General features: G+C 64.4%; 20 protein-coding genes and 1 pseudogene. 13 read left to right on the top strand and 8 right to left on the bottom strand.

The window, feature by feature from the left end; genetic code table 11:
- The first annotated feature begins 233 nt into the window (after nt 1-233).
- From HU764_RS17590 to HU764_RS17575, 4 genes are read left to right on the top strand one after another with little or no spacing between them, the layout of a single operon-like run.
- A complete protein-coding gene (locus tag HU764_RS17590; RefSeq protein ID WP_027596585.1) occupies nt 234-716 on the top strand; it encodes a formate dehydrogenase subunit gamma in 483 nt (160 codons plus the stop codon).
- Nucleotides 710-2,269 (top strand): formate dehydrogenase beta subunit, encoded by a 1,560-nt coding sequence (locus HU764_RS17585; RefSeq protein WP_186703849.1) that lies wholly within the window; start codon nt 710-712, stop codon nt 2,267-2,269. The genes HU764_RS17590 and HU764_RS17585 overlap by 7 nt, the downstream gene beginning before the upstream one ends.
- Nucleotides 2,266-5,145, top strand: coding sequence for a formate dehydrogenase subunit alpha (gene fdhF, locus HU764_RS17580; RefSeq protein ID WP_186703848.1), 2,880 nt, complete (start codon nt 2,266-2,268; stop codon nt 5,143-5,145). The genes HU764_RS17585 and fdhF overlap by 4 nt, the downstream gene beginning before the upstream one ends.
- Complete coding sequence (locus HU764_RS17575; protein WP_186682214.1) at nt 5,142-5,345, top strand: formate dehydrogenase subunit delta; 204 nt, start codon at nt 5,142-5,144, stop codon at nt 5,343-5,345. Before fdhF ends, HU764_RS17575 begins: the two co-directional genes overlap by 4 nt.
- Before the next feature lie 130 nt (nt 5,346-5,475).
- On the opposite strand, the gene HU764_RS17570 is transcribed toward HU764_RS17575, so the two are convergent.
- Nucleotides 5,476-6,339, bottom strand: a complete 864-nt coding sequence (locus HU764_RS17570) for a universal stress protein (RefSeq protein ID WP_186682213.1) — start codon at nt 6,337-6,339, stop codon at nt 5,476-5,478.
- A 154-nt stretch (nt 6,340-6,493) separates the two neighbouring features.
- On the opposite strand from HU764_RS17570, the gene HU764_RS17565 reads away from it, so the two are divergent.
- Nucleotides 6,494-7,111, top strand: a complete 618-nt coding sequence (locus tag HU764_RS17565; protein WP_027596580.1) for a MiaE family protein — start codon at nt 6,494-6,496, stop codon at nt 7,109-7,111.
- A 34-nt stretch (nt 7,112-7,145) separates the two neighbouring features.
- On the opposite strand, the gene HU764_RS17560 is transcribed toward HU764_RS17565, so the two are convergent.
- Nucleotides 7,146-7,466, bottom strand: coding sequence for an ElaB/YgaM/YqjD family protein (locus HU764_RS17560; RefSeq protein ID WP_027596579.1), 321 nt, complete (start codon nt 7,464-7,466; stop codon nt 7,146-7,148).
- Nucleotides 7,467-7,593: 127 nt separating this feature from the next.
- Between HU764_RS17560 and HU764_RS17555 the strand changes: the two genes are divergently transcribed.
- On the top strand, nt 7,594-7,857 hold the full coding sequence (locus HU764_RS17555) for a hypothetical protein (protein ID WP_027596578.1): 264 nt from the start codon (nt 7,594-7,596) through the stop codon (nt 7,855-7,857).
- Nucleotides 7,858-7,862: 5 nt separating this feature from the next.
- Here the strand turns inward: HU764_RS17555 and HU764_RS17550 are convergent, their stop codons facing one another.
- Nucleotides 7,863-8,342 carry an LEA/WHy family protein gene (locus HU764_RS17550; RefSeq protein ID WP_027596577.1) on the bottom strand — a complete coding sequence of 160 codons (480 nt, stop codon included), beginning with the start codon at nt 8,340-8,342 and terminating at the stop codon, nt 7,863-7,865.
- 136 nt (nt 8,343-8,478) lie between these two features.
- Between HU764_RS17550 and HU764_RS17545 the strand changes: the two are divergent.
- From HU764_RS17545 to zapE, 7 genes and pseudogenes are all read left to right on the top strand, one after another.
- Nucleotides 8,479-8,985: pseudogene (locus HU764_RS17545) on the top strand (RNA polymerase sigma factor); the annotation flags it as partial.
- A gap of 4 nt (nt 8,986-8,989) precedes the next feature.
- Entirely contained in the window at nt 8,990-9,862 is an 873-nt protein-coding gene (locus tag HU764_RS17540) for a FecR family protein (RefSeq protein ID WP_225935666.1), read from the top strand.
- 174 nt (nt 9,863-10,036) lie between these two features.
- Nucleotides 10,037-12,418 (top strand): TonB-dependent receptor, encoded by a 2,382-nt coding sequence (locus HU764_RS17535; RefSeq protein WP_186703847.1) that lies wholly within the window; start codon nt 10,037-10,039, stop codon nt 12,416-12,418.
- 182 nt (nt 12,419-12,600) lie between these two features.
- Nucleotides 12,601-13,680 carry an extracellular solute-binding protein gene (locus tag HU764_RS17530; protein WP_085274169.1) on the top strand — a complete coding sequence of 360 codons (1,080 nt, stop codon included), beginning with the start codon at nt 12,601-12,603 and terminating at the stop codon, nt 13,678-13,680.
- A gap of 147 nt (nt 13,681-13,827) precedes the next feature.
- Nucleotides 13,828-14,145: a hypothetical protein gene (locus tag HU764_RS17525; protein WP_186703846.1), complete on the top strand. Its 318-nt coding sequence runs from the start codon at nt 13,828-13,830 to the stop codon at nt 14,143-14,145.
- Between the two features lie 22 nt (nt 14,146-14,167).
- On the top strand, nt 14,168-15,316 hold the full coding sequence (locus HU764_RS17520; RefSeq protein ID WP_085274170.1) for a PQQ-dependent sugar dehydrogenase: 1,149 nt from the start codon (nt 14,168-14,170) through the stop codon (nt 15,314-15,316).
- A 174-nt stretch (nt 15,317-15,490) separates the two neighbouring features.
- Nucleotides 15,491-16,597 carry a cell division protein ZapE gene (zapE, locus tag HU764_RS17515; RefSeq protein WP_186682208.1) on the top strand — a complete coding sequence of 369 codons (1,107 nt, stop codon included), beginning with the start codon at nt 15,491-15,493 and terminating at the stop codon, nt 16,595-16,597.
- Between the two features lie 83 nt (nt 16,598-16,680).
- Here zapE and HU764_RS17510 read toward each other — a convergent pair whose 3' ends face one another.
- From HU764_RS17510 to HU764_RS17490, 5 genes are all read right to left on the bottom strand, one after another.
- Nucleotides 16,681-17,679 carry an alpha/beta fold hydrolase gene (locus tag HU764_RS17510; RefSeq protein ID WP_099453418.1) on the bottom strand — a complete coding sequence of 333 codons (999 nt, stop codon included), beginning with the start codon at nt 17,677-17,679 and terminating at the stop codon, nt 16,681-16,683.
- Nucleotides 17,680-17,754: 75 nt separating this feature from the next.
- Nucleotides 17,755-18,192, bottom strand: a complete 438-nt coding sequence (locus HU764_RS17505) for a YqaA family protein (protein WP_186682207.1) — start codon at nt 18,190-18,192, stop codon at nt 17,755-17,757.
- The gene (locus HU764_RS17500; protein WP_186703845.1) at nt 18,192-18,620 is read right to left on the bottom strand and encodes a DUF411 domain-containing protein; all 429 of its coding nucleotides are present in this window, start codon (nt 18,618-18,620) and stop codon (nt 18,192-18,194) included. Before HU764_RS17500 ends, HU764_RS17505 begins: the two co-directional genes overlap by 1 nt.
- A gap of 14 nt (nt 18,621-18,634) precedes the next feature.
- The gene (locus HU764_RS17495) at nt 18,635-19,504 is read right to left on the bottom strand and encodes a copper resistance protein B (protein WP_186703844.1); all 870 of its coding nucleotides are present in this window, start codon (nt 19,502-19,504) and stop codon (nt 18,635-18,637) included.
- Entirely contained in the window at nt 19,497-21,188 is a 1,692-nt protein-coding gene (locus tag HU764_RS17490; protein WP_186703843.1) for a copper resistance system multicopper oxidase, read from the bottom strand. The genes HU764_RS17495 and HU764_RS17490 overlap by 8 nt, the downstream gene beginning before the upstream one ends.

Below are 21,188 nucleotides of genomic sequence, written 5' to 3'. Positions count from 1 at the left end.
TGAACCTCACGTCGGTTTCAGGATGCGCCTGGTCGTTCGCATGCAACCCTCCGGCGCCACAAGTGCCATGCTTGCAGGATGCTCCTGGACCAGTGCGCGCAGACGCACGGCCGTGGGCAAGGAGGCTGCCGACACCCCGCAACCGTGACGTGGCCGGCACGCCGCAGCAGAACACGCCGGACACCTGCCCCTACAACAACACAGGCAGGGTCCGTGATGCCGAGGTCCGCTGTATGCCTGATGAACTGCTCCACCTGCCTTTGATCCACAGCATCCTGGCCCGTGAAAAGGACACCCCCGGCGCCCTGTTGCCGATCCTTCACGCCATTCAGCAAGACATCGGCTTCGTGCCGGATGCGGCCGTCCCTGAAATTGCCCATGCCCTGAACCTCAGCCTGGCCGAGGTGCGCGGGGTGATCAGCTTCTACCACGATTTCCGCACCACCGCGCCGGCACGCCATACCCTGCGCCTGTGCCGGGCCGAGTCGTGCCAGAGCCGTGGCGCCGAGGCCCTGGCCGCGCAACTGCGCGACCAACTGGCACTGGACGACCATGGCACCAGCGCCGACGGCGCTATCAGCCTGCGTCCGGTGTATTGCCTGGGCGCCTGCGCTTGCTCGCCCGCGCTGGAACTGGACGGCCAACTGCACGCGCGGCTCACGCCTGAGCGCCTGCGTGCCCTGGTGAACGGTTGCCTGGAGGGCGAAACATGCTGAAGGTGTACATCCCCTGCGATTCGGTGGCCCGTGCCGTGGGTGCCGACCAGGTTGCCGAGGCCCTGCAACGCGAGGCCGAGCGCCGGCAGTTGGCGGTCGATATCCAGCGCACCAGTTCGCGTGGGCTGTATTGGCTGGAGCCGCTGGTCGAATGCGACAGCGCCCAAGGGCGCCAGGGTTTCGGCCCGGTGACTGCGGACGATGTGCCGGCGCTACTCGATGCCTTGGCCGGCCAGCCCCAGGCCCATGGCCTGGCCTTGGGGCTGGTTGAAGACATCGCTTATCTGAAATCCCAGCAACGCCTGCTGTTCGCCCGTGCCGGCGTGACCCGGCCGCTGTCGCTGGACGACTACCGCGCCCATGGCGGTTTTGCCGGGCTGGAGCGCGCCGTGGCCTTGGACGGTGCCGAGGTGGTCGCTGCCGTACTTGATTCTGGCCTGCGTGGCCGGGGTGGCGCCGCCTTCCCGGCGGGTATCAAGTGGCGCACCGTGCGTGATGCCGGGGCTGGGCAAAAGTATGTGGTTTGCAACGCCGACGAAGGCGACTCCGGTACCTTCGCCGACCGCATGCTGATGGAAGGCGACCCGTTCCTGCTGATCGAAGGCATGATCATCGCTGGCCTCGCCGTGGGTGCCGACAAAGGCTACATCTACGTGCGCTCGGAATACCCGGACGCCATTCGCGTGCTCGACCAGGCCTTTGCCATAGCCCGCGACGCCGGTTACCTGGGCAACGACGTGGCCGGCAGCGGCCAGGCCTTCGACCTGGAAGTCCGGGTCGGTGCTGGCGCTTATATCTGCGGCGAAGAAACCGCGTTGCTGGAATCGCTCGAAGGCAAACGCGGGATCGTCCGGGCCAAGCCGCCCCTGCCGGCCCTGCAGGGCCTGTTCGGCTTGCCGACGCTGGTGCACAACGTGCTCACCCTGGCGTCTGTGCCAATCATTTTGGCCAAGGGCGCGGCGTTTTACCGCGATTTCGGCATGGGCCGTTCGTTGGGCACCATGCCGTTCCAGCTGGCGGGCAACATCCGCCACGGTGGCCTGGTGGAGCGCGCGTTTGGCCTGACCCTGCGCGAGCTGGTGGAAGGCTACGGGGGTGGTACCGCCAGCGGCCGGCCATTGAAGGCCGCACAAGTCGGCGGCCCGCTCGGGGCCTGGGTGCCGCCCAGCCACTTCGACACGCCGCTGGACTATGAGGCCTTCGCTGCCATGGGCGCGATGCTCGGCCACGGCGGTGTGGTGGTGGCGGACGACACCCTGAACATGGCCAGCATGGCCCGCTTCGCCCTGCAGTTCTGCGCCGAAGAATCGTGCGGCAAGTGCACACCGTGCCGCATCGGCTCGACCCGTGGCATGGAGGTGGTGGACCGGCTGATCGCCACCACCGATTTCACCGAACGCCACGACCAGGCCCTGCTGCTGCGCGACCTGTGCGACACGATGCAGTACGGCTCGCTGTGCGCCATGGGCGGGATGACCGCTTACCCGGTGGCCAGCGCGCTCAAGTACTTCCCCGCCGATTTCGGGCTGACCCACACGGAGGCCGCGCAGTGATCAATTTCTTCGACCCCGAGACCGACCTTGGCACCCCAGCACGCGACAGCGAGGTGCAGGTCAGCCTGAACATCGACGGCTGTGCCATCAGCGTGCCTGCTGGCACCTCGGTCATGCGCGCCGCCGCCATGCTTGGCACCAGCATCCCCAAACTGTGCGCCACCGACAGCCTCGAGGCGTTCGGTTCGTGCCGCATGTGCATGGTGGAAATCGAAGGCATGCGCGGTTACCCGGCGTCGTGCACCACCCCGGTCAGCGAAGGCATGGTGGTGCGCACCGAAACCCCGCGCCTGGCGGGGTTGCGGCGCAATGTGATGGAGCTGTACATCTCCGATCACCCGCTCGACTGCCTGACCTGCTCGGCCAACGGCAACTGCGAACTGCAGACCGTCGCCGGCCAGGTCGGCCTGCGCGAGGTCCGCTACGGCTATGACGGCGCCAATCACCTGGCCGAAAAAAAGGACGTTTCCAACCCGTACTTCGACTATGAACCGAGCAAGTGCATCGTCTGCAGCCGCTGCGTGCGCGCCTGTGAAGACATCCAGGGCACCTTCGCCCTGACCATCACTGGCCGCGGCTTCGACTCGCGGGTAGCGGCCGCTGGCGGGGACAACTTCCTGGCCTCGGAGTGCGTGTCGTGCGGCGCCTGCGTACAGGCCTGCCCGACCGCGACCTTGACCGAAAAAAGCCTGGTGCAGCTCGGCCAGCCTGAGCGTGCGGTGATTACCACCTGCGCCTATTGCGGTGTCGGTTGTTCGTTCCGTGCCGAGATGAAGGGCGACCAGCTGGTGCGCATGGTCCCGGACAAGAACGGCGGCGCCAACCATGGCCACGCTTGCGTCAAAGGCCGCTTCGCCTGGGGGTATGCCACCCACCCGGACCGCATCACCACACCAATGATCCGCAAGCGCCTCGAAGACCCGTGGCAAGAAGTCAGCTGGGACGAGGCGGTAACCTACGCCGCCAGCGAGTTCCGCCGCATCCAGCTCAAGTACGGGCGTGATTCCATCGGCGGCATCACCTCCAGCCGCTGCACCAACGAAGAAGCCTACCTGGTACAGAAGTTGGTGCGTGCGGCGTTTGGCAACAACAACGTCGACACCTGCGCGCGGGTGTGCCATTCGCCCACGGGCTATGGCCTCAAGCAGACCCTCGGTGAATCGGCGGGCACGCAGAGCTTCGATTCGGTGATGCAGGCCGACGTGGTGCTGGTGATCGGCGCCAACCCCACCGATGCCCACCCGGTGTTTGGCTCGCAGCTTAAACGCCGCCTGCGCCAGGGCGCGCGGCTGATCGTCATCGACCCACGGCGTATCGACCTGGTCGACTCGCCCCACGCCCGCGCCGAGCTGCACCTGCAACTGCGCCCCGGTACCAACGTGGCCATGCTCAACGCCCTGGCCCATGTGATCGTCAACGAAGGCTTGCTGGCCCAGCGCTTTATCGACGCCCGCTGCGAGACCGAGGACTTCGCCCGCTGGCGCGACTTCGTCAGCCAGCCAGAGAACGCGCCAGAACTACTCGGCCCGGTCTGTGGCGTGCCTGCCGAGCAGATCCGCGCCGCCGCACGGCTGTACGCCACCGGTGGCAACGCGGCCATCTACTACGGCCTGGGGGTCACCGAGCACAGCCAGGGCAGCACCGCCGTGATGGGCATCGCCAACCTGGCCATGGCCACCGGCAACATCGGCCGCGAAGGGGTAGGGGTGAACCCGCTCCGCGGGCAGAACAACGTGCAGGGCTCGTGCGATATGGGCTCGTTCCCGCATGAACTGCCTGGCTACCGGCATATTTCCAACGAAGGTGTGCGTGCCGAGTTCGAGCAGGCCTGGGGGGTAACGTTGCAGCCAGACCCAGGCCTGCGCATCCCCAACATGTTCGAGGCGGCCCTGGATGGCAGCTTCAAGGCGCTGTACTGCCAGGGTGAGGACATCGCCCAGAGCGACCCCAACACCCAGCACGTCACGGCCGCCTTGCTGGCCATGGAATGTGTAGTGGTGCAGGACATCTTCCTCAACGAGACGGCCAAGTTCGCCCACGTGTTCCTGCCGGGCAGTTCGTTCCTTGAAAAGGACGGCACCTTTACCAACGCCGAACGCCGTATCTCGCGGGTGCGCAAGGTCATGGAACCCCTGGCCGGCAAAGCTGACTGGGAAGCGACCGTGGCCCTGGCCAACGCCTTGGGCTACCCGATGCAGTACCTCCACCCGGCCGAGATCATGGACGAGATCGCGCGCCTGACGCCGACCTTCCACCGCGTCAGCTACGCCGAGCTCGACCGCCATGGCAGCCTGCAGTGGCCGTGCAACGATGCCGCGCCCGATGGCACGCCGACCATGCATATCGACCAGTTCGTGCGGGGCAAAGGGCGCTTCATGCTCACTGGCTATGTGCCGACCGACGAGAAGGTCAATAGCCGCTACCCGCTGTTGCTGACCACCGGGCGTATCCTCAGTCAGTACAACGTCGGTGCCCAGACCCGCCGCACTGGCAACGTCGCCTGGCATGACGCCGACCGCCTTGAGCTGCACCCCACCGACGCCGAAAGCCGTGGCATCCGCGATGGCGATTGGGTCGGTATCGGCAGCCGCGCCGGGCAGACGGTGCTGCGCGCCAAGGTCAGTGCGCGGGTGGCGCCGGGGGTGGTGTACACCACGTTCCACTTCCCTGAGTCGGGGGCCAACGTGATTACCACCGACAACTCCGACTGGGCCACCAACTGCCCTGAATACAAAGTCACGGCGGTGGAGGTGGTGAAAGTGTTCCACCCGTCTGAATGGCAGAAGCGTTACCAGGACTTCAGCGACGAACAGCGCCGCCTGCTCAAAGAGCGCCGTACTGCCGAGCAGCAAGAGAAAGCCGAGGTGCGCCGATGAGCAATGACAACCTGGTCAAGATGGCCAACCAAATTGCCCATTATTTTGACAGCGAACCGAACCGGCAGCTGGCGGTGCAAGGGGTGAGGCAGCACATCCAGAGCTTCTGGACGCCGGCGATGCGCCGGCAGTTGCTGGCGTGGAGCGAGGCCCATCCGGGGGAAGGGCTGGACCCGAAAGTGCGCGAGGCGCTGGTGTAAACGCGCCGCCCTTTGTATTTGTAGGAGCAGCCTTGTGCTGCGAAGAGGCCGGTGACAGCTCAGTGAATCTATGCTGCTGTCACCGGCCTCTTCGCAGCACAAGGCTGCTCCTACAAGGGCCACGCATGCATTAACCGCGGGCCAGCTCTGTCAGGTGGGCAATCGCTTCTTCGCTCTTGAGCACCAGCACATCCCCTTCGAGCGAATCGAGCACCACCTCGGAGGTATTCCCGATCAATGCCCCGGAAATACCCGTCCGGGCCACCGTGCCGATCACCGTCACCACGGCATTGTATTGTTTCTCGGTGTAGGGAATCAGCACATCCGCCGGGCCTTCGGCGACATGCAGGCGGTCATCGCTGATGTCGAACTCGGCCTGAAACGCGCGGCAGGCTTCCCGGTAGCGTTCGGCGATGGTCTCGCTGAGCTGGTAGGTCGGGTCCGAGGCGGACAGCATGGGGGAGGGGTGTGCGCTGATGACGTGTAAATCGCCTTTGGCCAGGCCGGCAATCGCATAGCCATGGTCGATGATACTCGCGTGCAACAGGCGGTGGTCCTCATCCTGGTTACCGACATCCACCGCCGCCAGAACCACCCCGCCGGTCCACGGCCGCTCGCTTTTTACCATCAGCACCGCGCTGGGGCACAGGCGCAGCAGCTTCCAGTCGGTGGGGGTCAGCAGTGCCTTTTTCAGCGGGTTGTCCGGCCGATGCTCCTTGATGACCAGCTCGCAGCCCTCGGCTTGCTGCACATAGATGATGGTGTCGTGCAGGTTGTCACGCCAGGCCGCCTCATGGGTGACGTTGTCGTATCCGTCATCGTGCAACTGGCTGCTCAGCAGGCTGAGCAACGCACTGTGATCCTGCTTTTTGTCGCACATCAACAGGTGCAGGCGCGCGCCGGTTACGCCTGCGATCAGCTTGGCACGGGTCAAGGCCCGGCTGTGGGCATGCGCGGGGTCGAGGACGACGAGGATGCTGCGGACGGCTTGCATGGGCGTGAGCTCCCTTCAAAGATGGCGACCAGTGCCTGACTATAGTCGGCGCCTCACCCGTCGCCGCTTGATGTACATCAAGCATAGTCACTGGCGCTGCCGGTTGCCGCCGGTATAATCGCCGGCCCTGCCTGTTCTGTCTGGTTGCACGCTTATGTCCTTGATCCCCGAAATCGACGCCTTTCTTGGCTGCCCGACCCCAGATGCCTGGATCGAAGCGGCGCTTGCCGACCAGGAAACCCTGCTGATCGACCACAAGAACTGCGAGTTCAAGGCCGCCAGCACTGCCCTGAGCCTGATCGCCAAGTACAACACGCACCTGGATCTGATCAACATGATGTCGCGCCTGGCCCGTGAAGAGCTGGTGCACCACGAGCAGGTGCTGCGCCTGATGAAGCGCCGGGGCGTGCCCTTGCGGCCAGTGTCGGCCGGGCGTTATGCCTCCGGCTTGCGCCGCTTGGTACGTGCCCACGAGCCGGTCAAACTGGTCGATACCTTGGTGGTGGGGGCTTTTATCGAAGCACGCAGTTGCGAGCGCTTTGCCGCGCTGGTGCCGCACCTGGATGAAGAACTGGGCACGTTCTACCACGGCCTGTTGAAGAGTGAAGCGCGCCATTACCAGGGCTACCTGAAGCTGGCCCATCAGTATGGCGAAGAAGCGGACATCGCCCGCAGGGTTGAGCTGGTACGTGAGGCAGAAGCCGAGCTGATCCAGTCACCGGACCAGGAACTGCGCTTTCATAGCGGCATCCCAATGGCGCAGGCCGCCTGAAGCCGTTCAGGCGGCACTGCGTTCATAAAAGGGCTTAGTAGCGGCGACCCAATAGCAGGCCGACCACCAGGCCGAAGCCTGCGGACACCGCGACGGTCTGCCAAGGGTGGCCGCCGATGTAGTCCTGGGTGGCATCCACCACCGGTTGAGCCTTGTCACGTACGTTGCTCGCGGCCTGGCGAGCCTGGCGCAGTTTGAGGCTGACTTGCGCGCGCAGGGTTTCGGCCTCCTCGCCAACCAGGGCAGCGCTGTCGTTGAGCAGCTTTTCGGATTCTTCGATCAGTGACTGCAGTTCGCTGAAGACCTGATCCTTGATCTGATCGCTGGCGGCTTGTACGGCGTTTTTTCGGGCCATGAACTCATCCTCGTCAATGGGGGGGTGAACAATGGATGCCGGTGCGTCGGGAAAGTTGCGCCGGCTTTCCGATGACGCGCCGCTACGGTGTAAGATAGCGGCCATTTTCAGCAGGCAGGTACCTTCAATGAGTTTCAATCTGGCCAACAAGAGCTTCGAGGAACGGGCGCAGATCGAGGCAGAGAAGGCGCGGTTGTTCGAACTGTGGCAGAGCAACCTGGGCAAGGCCAAGGGCGAGGCCGCCCGGCTTATCTCCGAAAAGCCACGGCGTAAGGGTAAATGGGCGGAATGGGTGCGGGCTGAACTTGAGGCCATGTCGCCGCCCGAATACGCCAGCATGGTGCGCAGCGAAGTCAACAAGATGATGGCCGCCGCCAACAGCAATCGCTGAGTGGTCTACCAGTAGGTGCCGGCTGCCTTGGGCAGGTCCAGCGTGCCCTCATCGGTGAAGCGGACGGTGCCCAGCAGCCCACCGGCCAATTTGCCGCGCAGTACATAGGGTAGCCCTTGCAGCGAACTCCGCTGGCCCAGGCCATAGGCCTGGCGCAGGAAGGAGAACGCGGTCACGCTCACCGGCACCACGATGACCGCCTCGTCGAAACGGCCTATGTGGCCCTGCTGGTCACTGACACCGGCGGCCAGCGGCTGGCCGTTCACCTGCAGGTCGAGCGCGATACCGTTGTAATCGATCGCGGTTTCGTTGGGGTTCTGCACACGTATCTTCACCGCCATGCGCAGTTCCAGCTCCTGCCCGGGCAGCGGTTCGATGCCAATCACGTTGATATTCAGTGGGTCACGCGCCTGGAACAAGGCGCAGGCACTGAGGCCGTAAGCCATCAGCAGTATCAGCAACCAGCGGTGCAATCGGGCAGTCATGGGTTGCAACCTTGCCTGAAAAATTCAACCGCCAGTGTGGCAAATGCGCGTTGACGTTGAAAGTAGCGCGTCTAATGAAAGATACTGTTTCTCATTAACGCCCGACAATCCCTCTTACTGGCCTTTCTCCTACCCCATGCTGACGTCTCCCGTGTCTGGTCTGCTGGCGAGTTTCCAGGAGCACTACGACGACCTCTTGCTGTTCCTGACTCGGCGCATGAGCGACCGGCAGCGTGCTGCCGACGTCGCGCAGGAGACGTACCTGAAGCTGGTGAAGATCGACGAGCAGGCGGTGCCGGTGCTGCATGCACGCAGCTTCATCTTCCGGGTGGCGGGCAACCTGGCGATCGATGCCTTGCGCCGTGAACAGCGTATCGCCGCCCGCCACGAAGATACCGATGGCACTGGCGAGGTGGCCTGCCCGGCGCCTGCGCCCGAGGCCACGCTGCTCGCCCGCGAGCGCTTGCAGATACTCGATGAGGCGCTGTTGCAACTGTCCAGCAATGCCCGCCAGGCCCTGTTGCTCAACCGCGTCGAAGGCCTGACCCAGGCGCAGATTGCACAACGGTTGGGCGTTTCCGAGAGCATGGTGGCAAAATACATTGGCCAGGCGCTGCGCCATTGCCGTGACTGGCTCAAACACAACCATGACTGAGCCTTACGCCATGCCAGCCGCCCAACCGCTCAGCGACCTCTCTGACGATGCCCTCGATTGGCAGGTGTTGTTGCATTCGGGCAACGCCAGTGCGGCGGACCACGCGCGCTACCAGCGCTGGTGCGCACTGAGCCCGGCGCATGCCGAGGCCGCGCGCGAGGCAGAGGCACTGTGGCTGGACATCGGCCACACCCCAACCGCTCAGGTTGTCGCGGCACCGCATGCCCGACGCAAACGACACTGGGCCGCAGGCCTGGCGGCATCGCTGGCGCTGTTGGTCGCGGGTTATACCGGTTGGCAGCAGGCGCCTATCTGGCTGGCGGACTACCACACAGGCCTCGGGCAACGGCAGGCGGTGACCCTGGCCGATGGCTCGCGGGTACTGCTGAACAGTGGCAGTGCGTTGACCGTCGCGTTCACCGACCGCGAGCGCCGCGTAGTGATCAATGCGGGCGAAGCCTTGTTCGAGACGGCCAGTGACCCACGGCCCTTTGTGGTCGATAGTGCAGGCGAGGCGGTGCGCGGCACGGGCGCGACGTTCAGCGTGCGCCGCGATGGCCGCGTGGTACTGGCCCAGGGCGAGGCCACGGTGGGTGAGCGCAGCGTACCGGTGTCGCCTGACGCCAGTGCACAGACCGCCTGGCAGCGCGGCAAGCTGATCTTCAACGGCAAGCCGCTGGGGCAAGTGCTGGCAGAACTCGAGCGCTACCAACAGGGGCGCATTCTGCTGTCTGACACCAAGCTGGCGGCCCTGGAAGTCAGCGGTGTATTCGACCTCGATGAACCCCAGGCGCTGCTGCGCACCCTTGAGCAACGTTATGGCCTGCAGGTCACCTATTTGCCGTGGTTGGCCGTGGTGCACTGAGCCGGTAAAAAATAATCTAAATATTTTTCATCTGCCGCTGCAAGTTCAGCCAGGCCAGATCGTCGTAGTGGGACTGATCAGCAACCCATTCTCATTTACGACTTGTCTGGAAGCTCATTCGTGGCCCTTACGCTCAAGCCTGTTCACCGCCGCAGCGGTCCCCTTCATCACGCCATGTTGTCTTGCACTGCCTTGGCCATGCTGGCTGGCCCCTTGCAGGCGATGGCCTCAAGTGTTGCGCAACAGGCCCCGGTGGAAGCCCGCCAAGTGCAACTGGACCTGCCTGCCCAGGCGCTGGACCAGGCACTGACGGCCTTCGCCGACCAGGCCGGGTTGCACCTGCTGTACACCACCCACGATGTCGCGGGCCTGAATAGCGCGGCGTTGCAGGGCAGCTACAGCATCGAGCAGGCACTGCAGCAGTTGCTGGCGGGCAGTGGCATGAGCTGGCAGTTCAGCGATGCCCGCACGGTCACCCTGCGCAAGGCGGACGCCGCGCCGCAGGCCGTCAACCTCAAGCCCATCGAGGTCAGTGTGGCCTCGCGCACCAGCACGGCGATCAGCGAAATCCCTGGCACCGTTTGGGTGGTCGACCAGCAGCAGCTGCGTGAGCAGATCGACAGCGGCGTGAGCCTCAAGGAAGCCATCGGCAAGTTGGTGCCTGGCCTGGACCTGGCGCCAGAAGGGCGCACCAACTATGGCCAGAACATGCGCGGGCGCAATGTGCTGGTGATGATCGACGGGGTCAGCCAGAACAGCTCGCGCGGCCTGTCGCGCCAGTTCGACAGCATCTCGCCGTTCAACGTCGAGCGTGTCGAAGTGCTGTCGGGGGCCAGCGCCCTTTACGGCGGCGGCGCCACCGGCGGCATCATCAATATCGTGACCAAGAAGGGTGAGCCCGGCCCGGCCCGCTTCGAGACCCAGCTGGGTGCCAGCAGCGGCTTCAACAACAGTGATGACCTGGCCACCCGCATCGCCCAGTCGATCAGCGGCGGCAACGAGCGGGTCAGTGCCCGCCTTGGTATTTCCGGCGAACAGAACGAAGCCTTCTATGACGGCGCTGGCGATCAGATCTTCATCGACAACACCCAGACCGACCTGCAATACAACCGCACCCTTGACGTGCTCGGCACCCTGGGGCTGAAGCTGACCGATGAGCAGAGCCTGGACTTGCTGGCCCAGTACTACGACTCGGGCAACCACGGCAGCACCGGCATCTACTTCCCCAACCTCAACTACAACGCCCCCTCGGACCTGGAAGACGCCGAGCTGCGCAGTGGCTATTCCTCTGACCTGGAGCCACGTACCCGGCGCCTGTTGCTCAACGCCAACTACCATCACACCGATGTGCTGGGCCAAGACTTCTACCTGCAGGCCTCGTACCGCAAGGAAGACGACAACTTCTACCCGTTCCCGTACTACAACCGCGCCACACCCACCGGTTCGCGCGGGGTGTACTTCGCCGCATCACAACAGAACTTTGAGGTCACCAGCCTCAAAGGCCTGTTCGCCAAGCAGTGGGAGACGCTCAAGCTGACCTACGGCGTCGACCTGGACCGCGAGCGTTTCAACGCCGAACAGACCACCTTCGACGCCCTGACCTCATCCGAAAGCGGTGGGCTGGACATGGAAAAGGCCAGCAAGGCCGCGCGCTACCCCAGCTACCGGGTTGACGGTGTGTCGGTGTACGCCCAGCTCGATTGGCATGCCACCGACAACCTGACCTTGTCCGGCGGCGCCCGGCGCCAGCAGATGGACGTGGATGTCAGCGAATTCAAAGGCGTACCCGGCGGCAGCAACGATTACCAAGTCAACCTGTACAACGTCGGCGCCATCTACGACTTCAAGAATGGCCATCAGGTGTGGACCAATTACGGTGAAGGTTTCGACCTGCCGGACCCGGCCAAGTATTACGGCAAGCCGGGTTTGAGCGTCGCCGACAACCCGCTGGCCGGCATCAAGAGCCGCCAGGTCGAGCTGGGCTGGCGCTATGCCGACGTGGATTGGGACGCTCAGGCGGCGCTGTACTACATCTGGTCGGACAAGATCATCAATGTCGATTCGCAAACGCTGACCATCAACGTCGAAGAGCAGAAGAGCCGTGACTTTGGTTTCGAAGGTGCGTTGACCCGCCACTTCCAGAGCGGTTGGGAAGCCGGGGGTACGCTGCACCTGACCCGCTCCGAGGAAGAAGACGTCGACGGTGGCTGGATGAAACGCGATGCCCGTTATGCGTCGCTGTCCAAGTCCACGGCGTTTGTTGGCTGGAAGGGCGATGGCCGCAGTGCCCGCCTGCAGGCCAACCATGCGTTCACCCTCAAGGACGATGCCGACCACGAGATCGACGGTTACACCACCTTCGACCTGTTGGGCAGCCAGGAAACCGGCTTCGGCACCTTCAGCGCAGGTATCCAGAATTTGCTGGACAAGCAGTACAGCACGGTCTGGGGGCAGCGGGCGACGTTGTTCTACGCACCGACCTATGGCCCGGCGTACCTGTATGACTACCAGGGCCGTGGGCGCACCTACACCCTGACCTGGAGCATGGCTTACTGACAGCTATGGCGGGTTTCAGGTAGGAGCAGCCTTGCGCTGCGAAGAGGCCGGTGCAAGCAGCGGAAATCTATGCTGTTGCCACTGGCCTCTTCGCAGCGCAAGGCTGCTCCTACCCGAATCGTGCAGGGTGCGAGTGGTGTGGACTACAGTGACGGACAGCTCCCTTTGCCGAGGTGTCCGTCATGCGTCGATCGCTGTGCCTGCTGTCCCTGTGCCTGGCCCTGCCGCTGCAAGCCCAGGAGAAGGTCGTCAACCTCTACAGCTGGGCCGACTATGTCGCCCCGCAAACCCTCCAGCGCTTCGAGCGCGAAACGGGCTACAAGGTACGCTACGACACCTTTGACACCACCGAGGTGCTGGAGACCAAGCTGCTGACCGGTGGCAGCGGCTATGACGTGGTGGTGCCGTCATCCACCGTGCTGGCCCGGGCGCTCAAGGCCAAGGCCCTGCAGCCGCTCGATGCCCAGGCCATGCCCGGGTATGCCAACCTCGACAAGGACTTGCTGGCCAAACTGGCCGAGGCCGACCCCGGCAACCGCTACGCGGTGCCTTACACCTGGGGCACGCTGGGCCTGGGGGTGAATGTCGAGGCCGTGCGCCAGCGCCTGGGCGATGTACCGCTGGACAGCCTCGACCTGTTGTTCAAACCGGAGTACGCCAGCCGCCTGAAGGATTGCGGCATCGCCATGCCTGATTCGCCGCAGGAAGTGATCGGCCTGACCTTGAACTACCTGGGCAAGGACCCTTACAGCCAGAACAAGGCCGACTTGGACGCCGCGCAGGCACTGCTGAACCAGCTGCAGCCCTCTGTGCGCTATGTTGCCAACGGCCGGCAGATCAGCGACCTGGCCAATGGCAGCGTGTGCCTGGCGCTCACCTACAACGGTGATGCGGCGATGGCCGCCGACCAGGCACGCCGTGCTGGCAAACCGTTCGAGCTGATCTACCGCATCCCCCAGGAAGGCACCTTGGTCTGGCAGGACAACCTGGTCATCCCCAAGGACGCGCCACACCCCGAGGCAGCCCGCGCGTTCATCGCCTTCATGCTCAAGCCGGACTCGGTCGCCGCGCTGACCAACACGCTGTTCTTCGCCAATGCCAACCAAGCAGCCACCCCCTTGGTCGACGCTGCCGTGCGTAACGACCCGGACATCTACCCGCCAGCCCAGGTGCGTCAACGGCTGTACGCCGACCGCAGCATGGCGCTGTCCGACTTGCGCCAGCGTAACCGCCTGTGGATGGCCTTCCGCAGCGGCCAATGAGCCCGGCGGGGCTGCGCTGCAGCCCCTTGGTGTCCATACTGAAACATAAGGAATTATCTCTAGCCGCTTTCACACTTTTGCCGCGAACCCCTCGCGCCTTAGGCTATCCAACGCACAAGGCGCGGCATTTCGTACAGGAGGTGAAGCATGAACCTAGCACTGCCAATCCTGGTCATTGGCCTGGCGTTGTGCCTGCCCGCGCGCGCAGCGCCGGTTGCGCCCTTGCAACTCGCGGCCAGCAACAACAACCCCTACAACAGCCCGATCCAGCGCGCCAACCCCAATAGCCGCCAGGGCAGCATGCCGGCCACACCGCCCGTGCGTGGCCCGTCCACCGACCCCTACCAGCGCACGCCCTCGCTGGACAACCGCGGCATTGGCAACGGCGACAACCTGCGCCGCCAGCAGCAAGCGCCCAATCTGGAACCCACCCGGCCCCCGCGCGATAACCCACGCGCGCCGTAAGCCCCGTCGAAAGGAATTCTGCATGACCCGAGCTACCTGGCTGACCACCTTGACCGCTGCCGCGCTGCTGCCGCTGTTGGCGCACGCGGCTTCCGAGCAGCAGTTCCCCAGCGAAGAAGGGCCATTGACCGTCAGCACTGTCGCTGATGGCCTGCGCAACCCTTGGGCATTGGCTTTCTTGCCGGGCGGCAAGGACATGCTGGTGACCGAGCGCCCCGGCAACCTGCGGGTAGTCAACGCTGAAGGCAAGGTCGGCCCGCCCATCAGTGGCGTGCCTCAGGTCTGGGCCGAAGGGCAGGGCGGGTTGCTGGACGTGGTGTTGTCGCCGGAGTTCGGCAAGGACCGCACCGTTTACCTGTCTTATGCCGAAGCGGGCAATGATGGCAAGGCAGGGACGGCGGTCGGCCGCGGTCAGCTGTCCGAAGACCGCGCACGGCTAGAAAACTTCACGGTGATCTTCCGCCAGCAGCCCAAGCTGTCGGTGGGCAACCATTTCGGTTCGCGCCTGGTGTTCGACCGAGACGGTTACCTGTTCATTGCCCTGGGCGAGAACAACCAACGGCCGACTGCCCAGGACCTCGACAAGCTGCAAGGCAAGGTCGTGCGGATCTTGCCTGACGGCGAAGTGCCCAAAGACAACCCCTTCGTCGGCAAAGACAACGTGCGCTCCGAGATCTGGTCGTTCGGCCATCGCAATCAGCAGGGCGCAGCACTCAACCCTTGGACTGGCAAGCTCTGGACTCACGAACACGGCCCGCGGGGCGGCGACGAAATCAACATTCCCCAGCCCGGCAAGAACTACGGCTGGCCGGTTGCCACCCACGGCATCAATTACTCGCTGTTGCCGATCCCGGAGGCCAAGGGTAAGCACGTCGATGGCATGGTCGACCCGCACCATGTCTGGGAAAAGTCCCCTGGCATCAGCGGCATGGCGTTCTACGACAGCCCGACGTTCAAAGCGTGGGACCACAACCTGTTCATTGGGGCGCTGGCTACTCAGCAATTGATCCGTCTGCAGCTCGAGGGCGACAAGGTGGTGCACGAAGAGCGTTTGCTGGGGGACCTCAAGGCGCGTATCCGTGATGTGCGGGTAGGCCCGGATGGGTATCTGTACGTGTTGACCGATGACAAGGACGGGGCGCTGTTGAAAGTGGGGCTGGGCGAGGGCTGAAGCGCTGGCTTCTGCCATGCACGGTTCGTGTAGGAGCAGCCTTGCGCTGCGAAGAGGCCGGTGTTGACACTTAAGATAGTTGTGGCCTGCACTGGCCTCTTCGCAGCACAAGGCTGCTCCCACACAGGAGCGGCGTTGGCTTGCTGACGATGGGGCCAGTACCGATAATGCGGCATGACCGCCCAACCGCAGACCCTCTACCAACAAGCCCTGACCGACCACGGCTATGTCCATGACCCCGCCCAGGCCCACGCAGTCGATGCGTTGCAGGCCTGTTTCGAGGCGATCGAACAGGGCCGCCTGACCCAGGGTGTCTACCTCTGGGGCCCTGTCGGCCGGGGCAAGACCTGGCTGATGGACCAGTTTCACCGTTGCCTGCAACACCCCAGCCGGCGCCAGCACTTTCACCATTTCATGGCCTGGGTGCACCAGCGGTTGTTCCAGCTCAACGGCACCGCCGACCCGCTGCTGGCCCTGGCCCGTGAACTGGCCCGGGAGATTCGCGTACTGTGCTTCGACGAGTTGTTCGTCAATGACATCGGTGACGCGATTATCCTCGGCCGCCTGTTCCAGGTGTTGTTCGACCAGGGCGTGGTGATTGTCGCCACCTCTAACCAACCGCCCGACCAACTCTACCGTGATGGCTTCAACCGTGACCGCTTCCTACCCGCGATTGCCGCCATTGAACGGCACATGCGGGTGTTGTCGGTGGCCGGCGAGCAGGACCATCGCCTGCATCCGGGCGCTGTGCGGCAACGTTACTGGGTCACTGAGGCCGGCGAGCGCGGCGTGCTGGGTGAAGTGTTCCACCAACTCAGCCCGGCTGACCCCGGCAGCGAGCAGCCGCTGGCCATTGGCTCAAGGCAGATAAACGTCATCCGGCGCAGCGAGCACGCCATCTGGTGCCGCTTCACCGACCTCTGCGAGCAGCCCTTGGCGGCGATGGAGTTCATGGCCCTGTGCGACCGTTTCCCGTCGATTCTGCTGGAAGGCGTACCAGCGTTAGGTGGCGAGCAACGGGCCGGGCGGATTGCCCGCGGTACCGAGGATGGCGCGGCGCGGGTCGCGGCAGGAGACCGGGAGCTGCCGGCGCTGTCGCCCAAGGACGATGCGGTGCGCCGGTTCATTGCCCTGGTCGACGAATGCTACGACCGCCGGGTGGCGTTGTACCTGGAGGCGCAGGTGCCGCTTGACGCGCTTTATACCCAAGGGTACTTGGCGTTCCCGTATCAACGCACCTTGAGCCGCTTACGCGAGATGCAGTTGCAACGCTTCGGCTAAGCCCGCTCCCACAGTGATCGCGCATAAGTTTAGATTTTGCCCAAGGCAGTTGCGCCCGCTCAGTAGGTTGGGGGCTAGCCGACTCAGCGCCCCAACCACTCGATCAGCGTTCGGTTGAACCGCACCGGCTCTTCGATCTGCGGCGCGTGGCCCATACCCTCGAACGTCACCAGTTCACCCTGGGGGATCAGCTTGGCCACTTGCGGCCCCAGCACCTGGTATTTGCCCAAACGTGCCTTGACCTCTGGCGGCGCGATGTCGCTGCCGATGGCCGTGGTGTCCTGATCACCGATCAGCAACAGGGTCGGCATCTTCAGGTCCTTGAACTCGTGGTACACCGGCTGGGTGAAAATCATGTCGTAGATCAACGCCGAGTTCCACGCCACTGCTTCATGCCCCGGCCCTTGGTTGAGGCCCACCAGCATCTGTACCCAGCGCTCATACTCCGGCTTCCAGCGCCCGGCGTAATAGGTCTTGCGCTCATACTCACGCACCCCGGCGGCATCGAGCTTGAGCTCCCGTGCATACCACTGGTCCACCGTACGGTAGGGGACGCCCAGGGCCTTCCAGTCTTCCAGGCCAATCGGGTTGACCATCGCCAGGCGTTCGACTTGCTGCGGGTACATCAGCGCATAGCGGGTCGCGAGCATGCCGCCGGTGGAGTGGCCAAGCACAATGGCCTGCTTTACGCCCAGCTGGTCGAGCAAGGCGTGGGTGTTATGCGCCAATTGCTGGAAGCTGTACTGGTAATACGCAGGTTTGCTTGAGGTGCAGAAGCCGATCTGGTCCGGGGCGATGACCCGGTAGCCGGCTTTGCTCAGGGCATTGATGGTGGTTTCCCAGGTCGCGGCGCAGAAGTTCTTGCCATGCATCAGCACCACGCTGTGGCCATTGGCCTGGCCTTGGGCGGGTACGTCCATGTAGCCCATCTGCAGGGCTTGGCCCTGGGAGCTGAAGTCGAAATGCTTGAGCGGATGAGGGTAGCTGAACCCTTCGAGTTGTTTGCCGTAGGTGGGCGACTCGGCAGCAAGGGCCGGGCCGCCGACAAGGCAGGCAAGGGCCAGGGCGGTTGCGCGCAGCATGGGGGCACTCCGTGTAGGGCCGTGTAGGAATAGGCGACTGTATCAGCCAGTTGACCGCCTGAAGCGGCAAAGGTGTTACCAGGCGTGAAACCAGCCCAGGGTGATCATCGCCACCACGGCGTAACGGCCGGCCTTGGCCAGGGTCACCAGCAGCATAAAGCGCCAGAAGGGCTCACGCATGATCCCCGCGATCAGGGTCAGCGGGTCGCCGATCACTGGCATCCAGCTCAGCAGCAGCGACCACTGCCCCCAGCGCTGGTAGCGTTGTTGCGCGCGTTCGAGCTGGCGGGCGCTGAACGGGAACCACCGCTTGTCACGCAGGTGCTCGATGGCCCGGCCCAATACCCAGTTGACCACTGAGCCAAGCACATTGCCCAAGGTGGCCACCAGCAACAAGGTCGGCCAAGCGTCGGGCTGGCGCAGCAGCAAACCAACCAGCACGGCCTCCGATTGCAACGGCAACAGGGTGGCGGCGCCGAAGGCGCTGAAGAACAGCGCCCACTCGCTGAGCATCAGTAGTTGGCGACCACGGTGTCCTGGCCATCCTGGGTCACACCGATGACCTGGTAAGCGTCTTTGTGGTCACCCATTTCCATGCCCGGCGAGCCCATGGGCATGCCGGGGACGGCCAGGCCCTTGAGGTCGCTGCGTTTGGCCAGCAAGCGGACCTGTTCGGCTGGCACATGGCCTTCGACGAACTTGCCGTCGATCACCCCGGTATGGCATGACGCCAGGCGCGGTGCCACGCCCAGGCGTTGCTTGACTGCGCTCATGTTCGGTTCGACGTGGTCGTTGACGGTGAAGCCGTTGTCGCGCAGGTGGCTGATCCAGGCCTTGCAGCAGCCGCAGTTGGGGTCGCGGTAGACATCGATGGCCTCGGCGGCCTGGGCCAGGCCAGTGATAGCCAGCAGACCGAGGGTCAGCAGGTGTTTGTGCAGCATGGTGAAACACTCCTTTAGAAACGCAGGCGGATACCGGCCACCAGGCGGGTCTGGCCGGTGTCTTCGCCGTCTTCGCGGGCCTGGTCGGCGCGGTCGCCGTGCAAGCGATTGAAACTGACCCCGACGTACGGCGCGAAACCACGGCTGATTTCATAGCGCAGGCGCAGGCCGATTTCGCTGTCGGCCAGCCCCGTGCCTTGCTCGCGGCGCCTATCGTCGCGGCCAAAAACGTTCGCTTCCAGGGTGGGTTCGAGTACCCAGCGGTTGGTCAGCAGCATAGCGTAAGCGGCTTCCAGGCGCAGCGCGGTCTGTTGCCGCTCGCCGACGTAGGCAGTGGCCTCCAGCTCAACGCCATACAGCGGCGTCCCCTGGATACCGAAGGCGGCCCAGGCCTGGCCGCTGGCGGGCTTGAAGTCTTGGCGCAGGCCGCCGACCAGTTCCCACCAAGGGCTGATGGCGTGGCCCCAGAGCGCCTGCAGTTCGGCCTTGTGGGTTTTGCCCTGCTCGCGTTCGCCTTCGCTGCGCAGCCACAGGCGGTCGATGTCGCCGCCGACCCAGGCGTTTGCGTTCCAGTTCAACGCGCCGCTGCTGTCGAAGTGCTGGTATTCAAGCTGGTCGACGATCACCGCCCCGTTCAGCGCCCGGTCATGCACCTGGTGCCCTGGAAGCGGCGGAAAGGCTGCGCGACGGTCGGCGTCACTGAGCACCGGCAGCGGCGTACGCGGTGGTTGCGCAGGCGGCGTTGCGTGGTTCATCTGGCTGTGGTCCATGGGCATGGCGCCGTGGCCCCTGTGCTGCAGGCCGGCGGCCATGGCGCGTTCACTGGCGAGCAGCGCCACCAGGGCCACACCGGTGACGATGCGACGGCTATTGAGCTCATTCATCGACGCGTACCTCGCGGAACATGCCGGTCTCCATGTGGTAGAGCAAATGGCAGTGGTAGGCCCAGCGGCCCAGGGCGTCGGCAGTAACTCGGTAGCTGCGGCGGCTGCCAGGCGGGATGTCGACGGTGTGCTTGCGCACCAGAAAGCGCCCCTGTTCGTCTTCCAGGTCGCTCCACATGCCATGCAGGTGGATGGGGTGGGTCATCATGGTGTCGTTGACCAAGGTGATGCGCACCCGCTCGCCATAGGCCAGGCGCAACGGTTCGGCATCGCTGAACTTGACCCCGTCGAACGACCAGGCAAAGCGCTCCATGTGGCCGGTCAGGTGCAGCTCGATGTCGCGTGAGGGTTCGCGGCCATCCGGGTCGGGGTAAGGGCTGCGCAGGTCGGCGTAGGTCAGCACGCGCCTGCCGTTGCCGCGCAGGCCGATGCCTGGGTCGGCGAGGTTGGGCTGTGGGGCCATGGTCTGCATGTCCACCAGTGGGTTGCCGGTTTCGCTGGGTGGGTGTTGCTGCAGGGTGGCCATGCTGGAATGGTCCATGCCTGCCATGTTGCTGTGGTCCATGCCTGCCATGGCGCTGTGGCCCATGTCGGCCATGCTCAGTACGGGGCGCGGGTCGGGTTGCGGCACGGGGGCCTGCAGGCCGTTGGCGCGGGCCAGGGTGCCGCGCGCGTAGCCACTGCGGTCCATGCTCTGGGCATACAGTGTGTAGGCGGGCAGGTCGCCGACGGTCACCAGCACGTCGTAGGTTTCGGCCACGGCGATGCGCAGTTCGTCCACGCTCACGGGTGTCACCGGCAGGCCGTCGGCGGCGATCACCGTCAGTGTCAGGCCGGGGATACGGAAGTCGAAATAGGTCATGGCCGAGGCGTTGATTAGCCTCAGGCGCACGGTTTCGCCCGGCTGGAACAGGCAGGTGAAGTTGCCATTCGGTGGTTGGCCATTGAGCAAGTAGCTGTAGGTGGCTGCGCTGACATCGGCCAGGTCCGTGGGGCTCATGCGCATGCGGGCCCAGCTCATGCGCTCGGCGACGGTGGTGCTCCAGCCATGGTCGGCCACGTCATTGATGAAATCGCCGAGCGTACGTTTGTGGTAGTTGAAAGCGTCGGACTGTTTTTTCAGGGTCGCCAAGAGCTGTTCAGGGGGCTGGTCCGACCAGTCGCTGAACAGCAGCACATGGTCACGCTGGTACTGATGCGCCTCGGGTTCGCGGGGTTCGATCACGATCGCCCCATACACCCCGGCCTGCTCCTGCAGCCCGGAATGGCTGTGGTACCAGTAGGTGCCGCTTTGGCGCAGGGTGAACTGGTAAAGGTAGTCGCCGCCGGGCTCGATACCGGCAAAGCTCAGGCCTGGCACACCGTCCATGTTGGCCGGCAGGAGGATGCCATGCCAATGGATCGAGGTGCTTTGGGCGAGGCGGTTACGCACGCGCAGGCTGACGGTGTCACCTTCGCGCCAGCGCAGCAGCGGGCCGGGTAGGCTGTCGTTGACGGTCAGGGCGGTGCGCGGGCGGCCGGTGATGTTGACTGCGGTCTGGCCGACCGACAGCTCGAAGTGCTGGCCGGCCAGGTCGCGGCCGTCGGCGGCCTGGGCCAGTGGCCGCCAAAGCCCCAGGCCCGCCAGCGTAGTGGCGGCGCCCAGGCCTTTGACGAAGGTACGGCGGGAGGGGTTGCGCAACAT

Origin of the sequence: Pseudomonas kermanshahensis (genome assembly GCF_014269205.2) — a bacterium.
GTDB lineage: Bacteria > Pseudomonadota > Gammaproteobacteria > Pseudomonadales > Pseudomonadaceae > Aquipseudomonas > Aquipseudomonas kermanshahensis.
The sequence above is the reverse complement of the archived record's forward strand: the minus strand, read 5'-3'. Positions and strand labels throughout refer to the sequence as shown.

Bases quoted from the DNA above. Each gene is read 5' to 3' on its own strand.
- HU764_RS17540 (WP_225935666.1), top strand. From the start codon at position 8,990: ATGACTGAGCCTTACGCCATGCCAGCCGCCCAACCGCTCAGCGACCTC.
- HU764_RS17520 (WP_085274170.1), top strand. From the start codon at position 14,168: ATGACCCGAGCTACCTGGCTGACCACCTTGACCGCTGCCGCGCTGCTG.
- HU764_RS17510 (WP_099453418.1), bottom strand. From the start codon at position 17,679: ATGCTGCGCGCAACCGCCCTGGCCCTTGCCTGCCTTGTCGGCGGCCCG.
- HU764_RS17500 (WP_186703845.1), bottom strand. From the start codon at position 18,620: ATGCTGCACAAACACCTGCTGACCCTCGGTCTGCTGGCTATCACTGGC.
- HU764_RS17535 (WP_186703847.1), top strand. From the start codon at position 10,037: ATGTTGTCTTGCACTGCCTTGGCCATGCTGGCTGGCCCCTTGCAGGCG.
- HU764_RS17495 (WP_186703844.1), bottom strand. From the start codon at position 19,504: ATGAATGAGCTCAATAGCCGTCGCATCGTCACCGGTGTGGCCCTGGTG.
- HU764_RS17575 (WP_186682214.1), top strand. From the start codon at position 5,142: ATGAGCAATGACAACCTGGTCAAGATGGCCAACCAAATTGCCCATTAT.
- HU764_RS17555 (WP_027596578.1), top strand. From the start codon at position 7,594: ATGAGTTTCAATCTGGCCAACAAGAGCTTCGAGGAACGGGCGCAGATC.
- HU764_RS17585 (WP_186703849.1), top strand. From the start codon at position 710: ATGCTGAAGGTGTACATCCCCTGCGATTCGGTGGCCCGTGCCGTGGGT.
- zapE (WP_186682208.1), top strand. From the start codon at position 15,491: ATGACCGCCCAACCGCAGACCCTCTACCAACAAGCCCTGACCGACCAC.
- HU764_RS17525 (WP_186703846.1), top strand. From the start codon at position 13,828: ATGAACCTAGCACTGCCAATCCTGGTCATTGGCCTGGCGTTGTGCCTG.
- HU764_RS17530 (WP_085274169.1), top strand. From the start codon at position 12,601: ATGCGTCGATCGCTGTGCCTGCTGTCCCTGTGCCTGGCCCTGCCGCTG.
- HU764_RS17590 (WP_027596585.1), top strand. From the start codon at position 234: ATGCCTGATGAACTGCTCCACCTGCCTTTGATCCACAGCATCCTGGCC.
- HU764_RS17550 (WP_027596577.1), bottom strand. From the start codon at position 8,342: ATGACTGCCCGATTGCACCGCTGGTTGCTGATACTGCTGATGGCTTAC.
- HU764_RS17490 (WP_186703843.1), bottom strand. From the start codon at position 21,188: ATGTTGCGCAACCCCTCCCGCCGTACCTTCGTCAAAGGCCTGGGCGCC.
- HU764_RS17570 (WP_186682213.1), bottom strand. From the start codon at position 6,339: ATGCAAGCCGTCCGCAGCATCCTCGTCGTCCTCGACCCCGCGCATGCC.
- HU764_RS17505 (WP_186682207.1), bottom strand. From the start codon at position 18,192: ATGCTCAGCGAGTGGGCGCTGTTCTTCAGCGCCTTCGGCGCCGCCACC.
- HU764_RS17565 (WP_027596580.1), top strand. From the start codon at position 6,494: ATGTCCTTGATCCCCGAAATCGACGCCTTTCTTGGCTGCCCGACCCCA.
- HU764_RS17560 (WP_027596579.1), bottom strand. From the start codon at position 7,466: ATGGCCCGAAAAAACGCCGTACAAGCCGCCAGCGATCAGATCAAGGAT.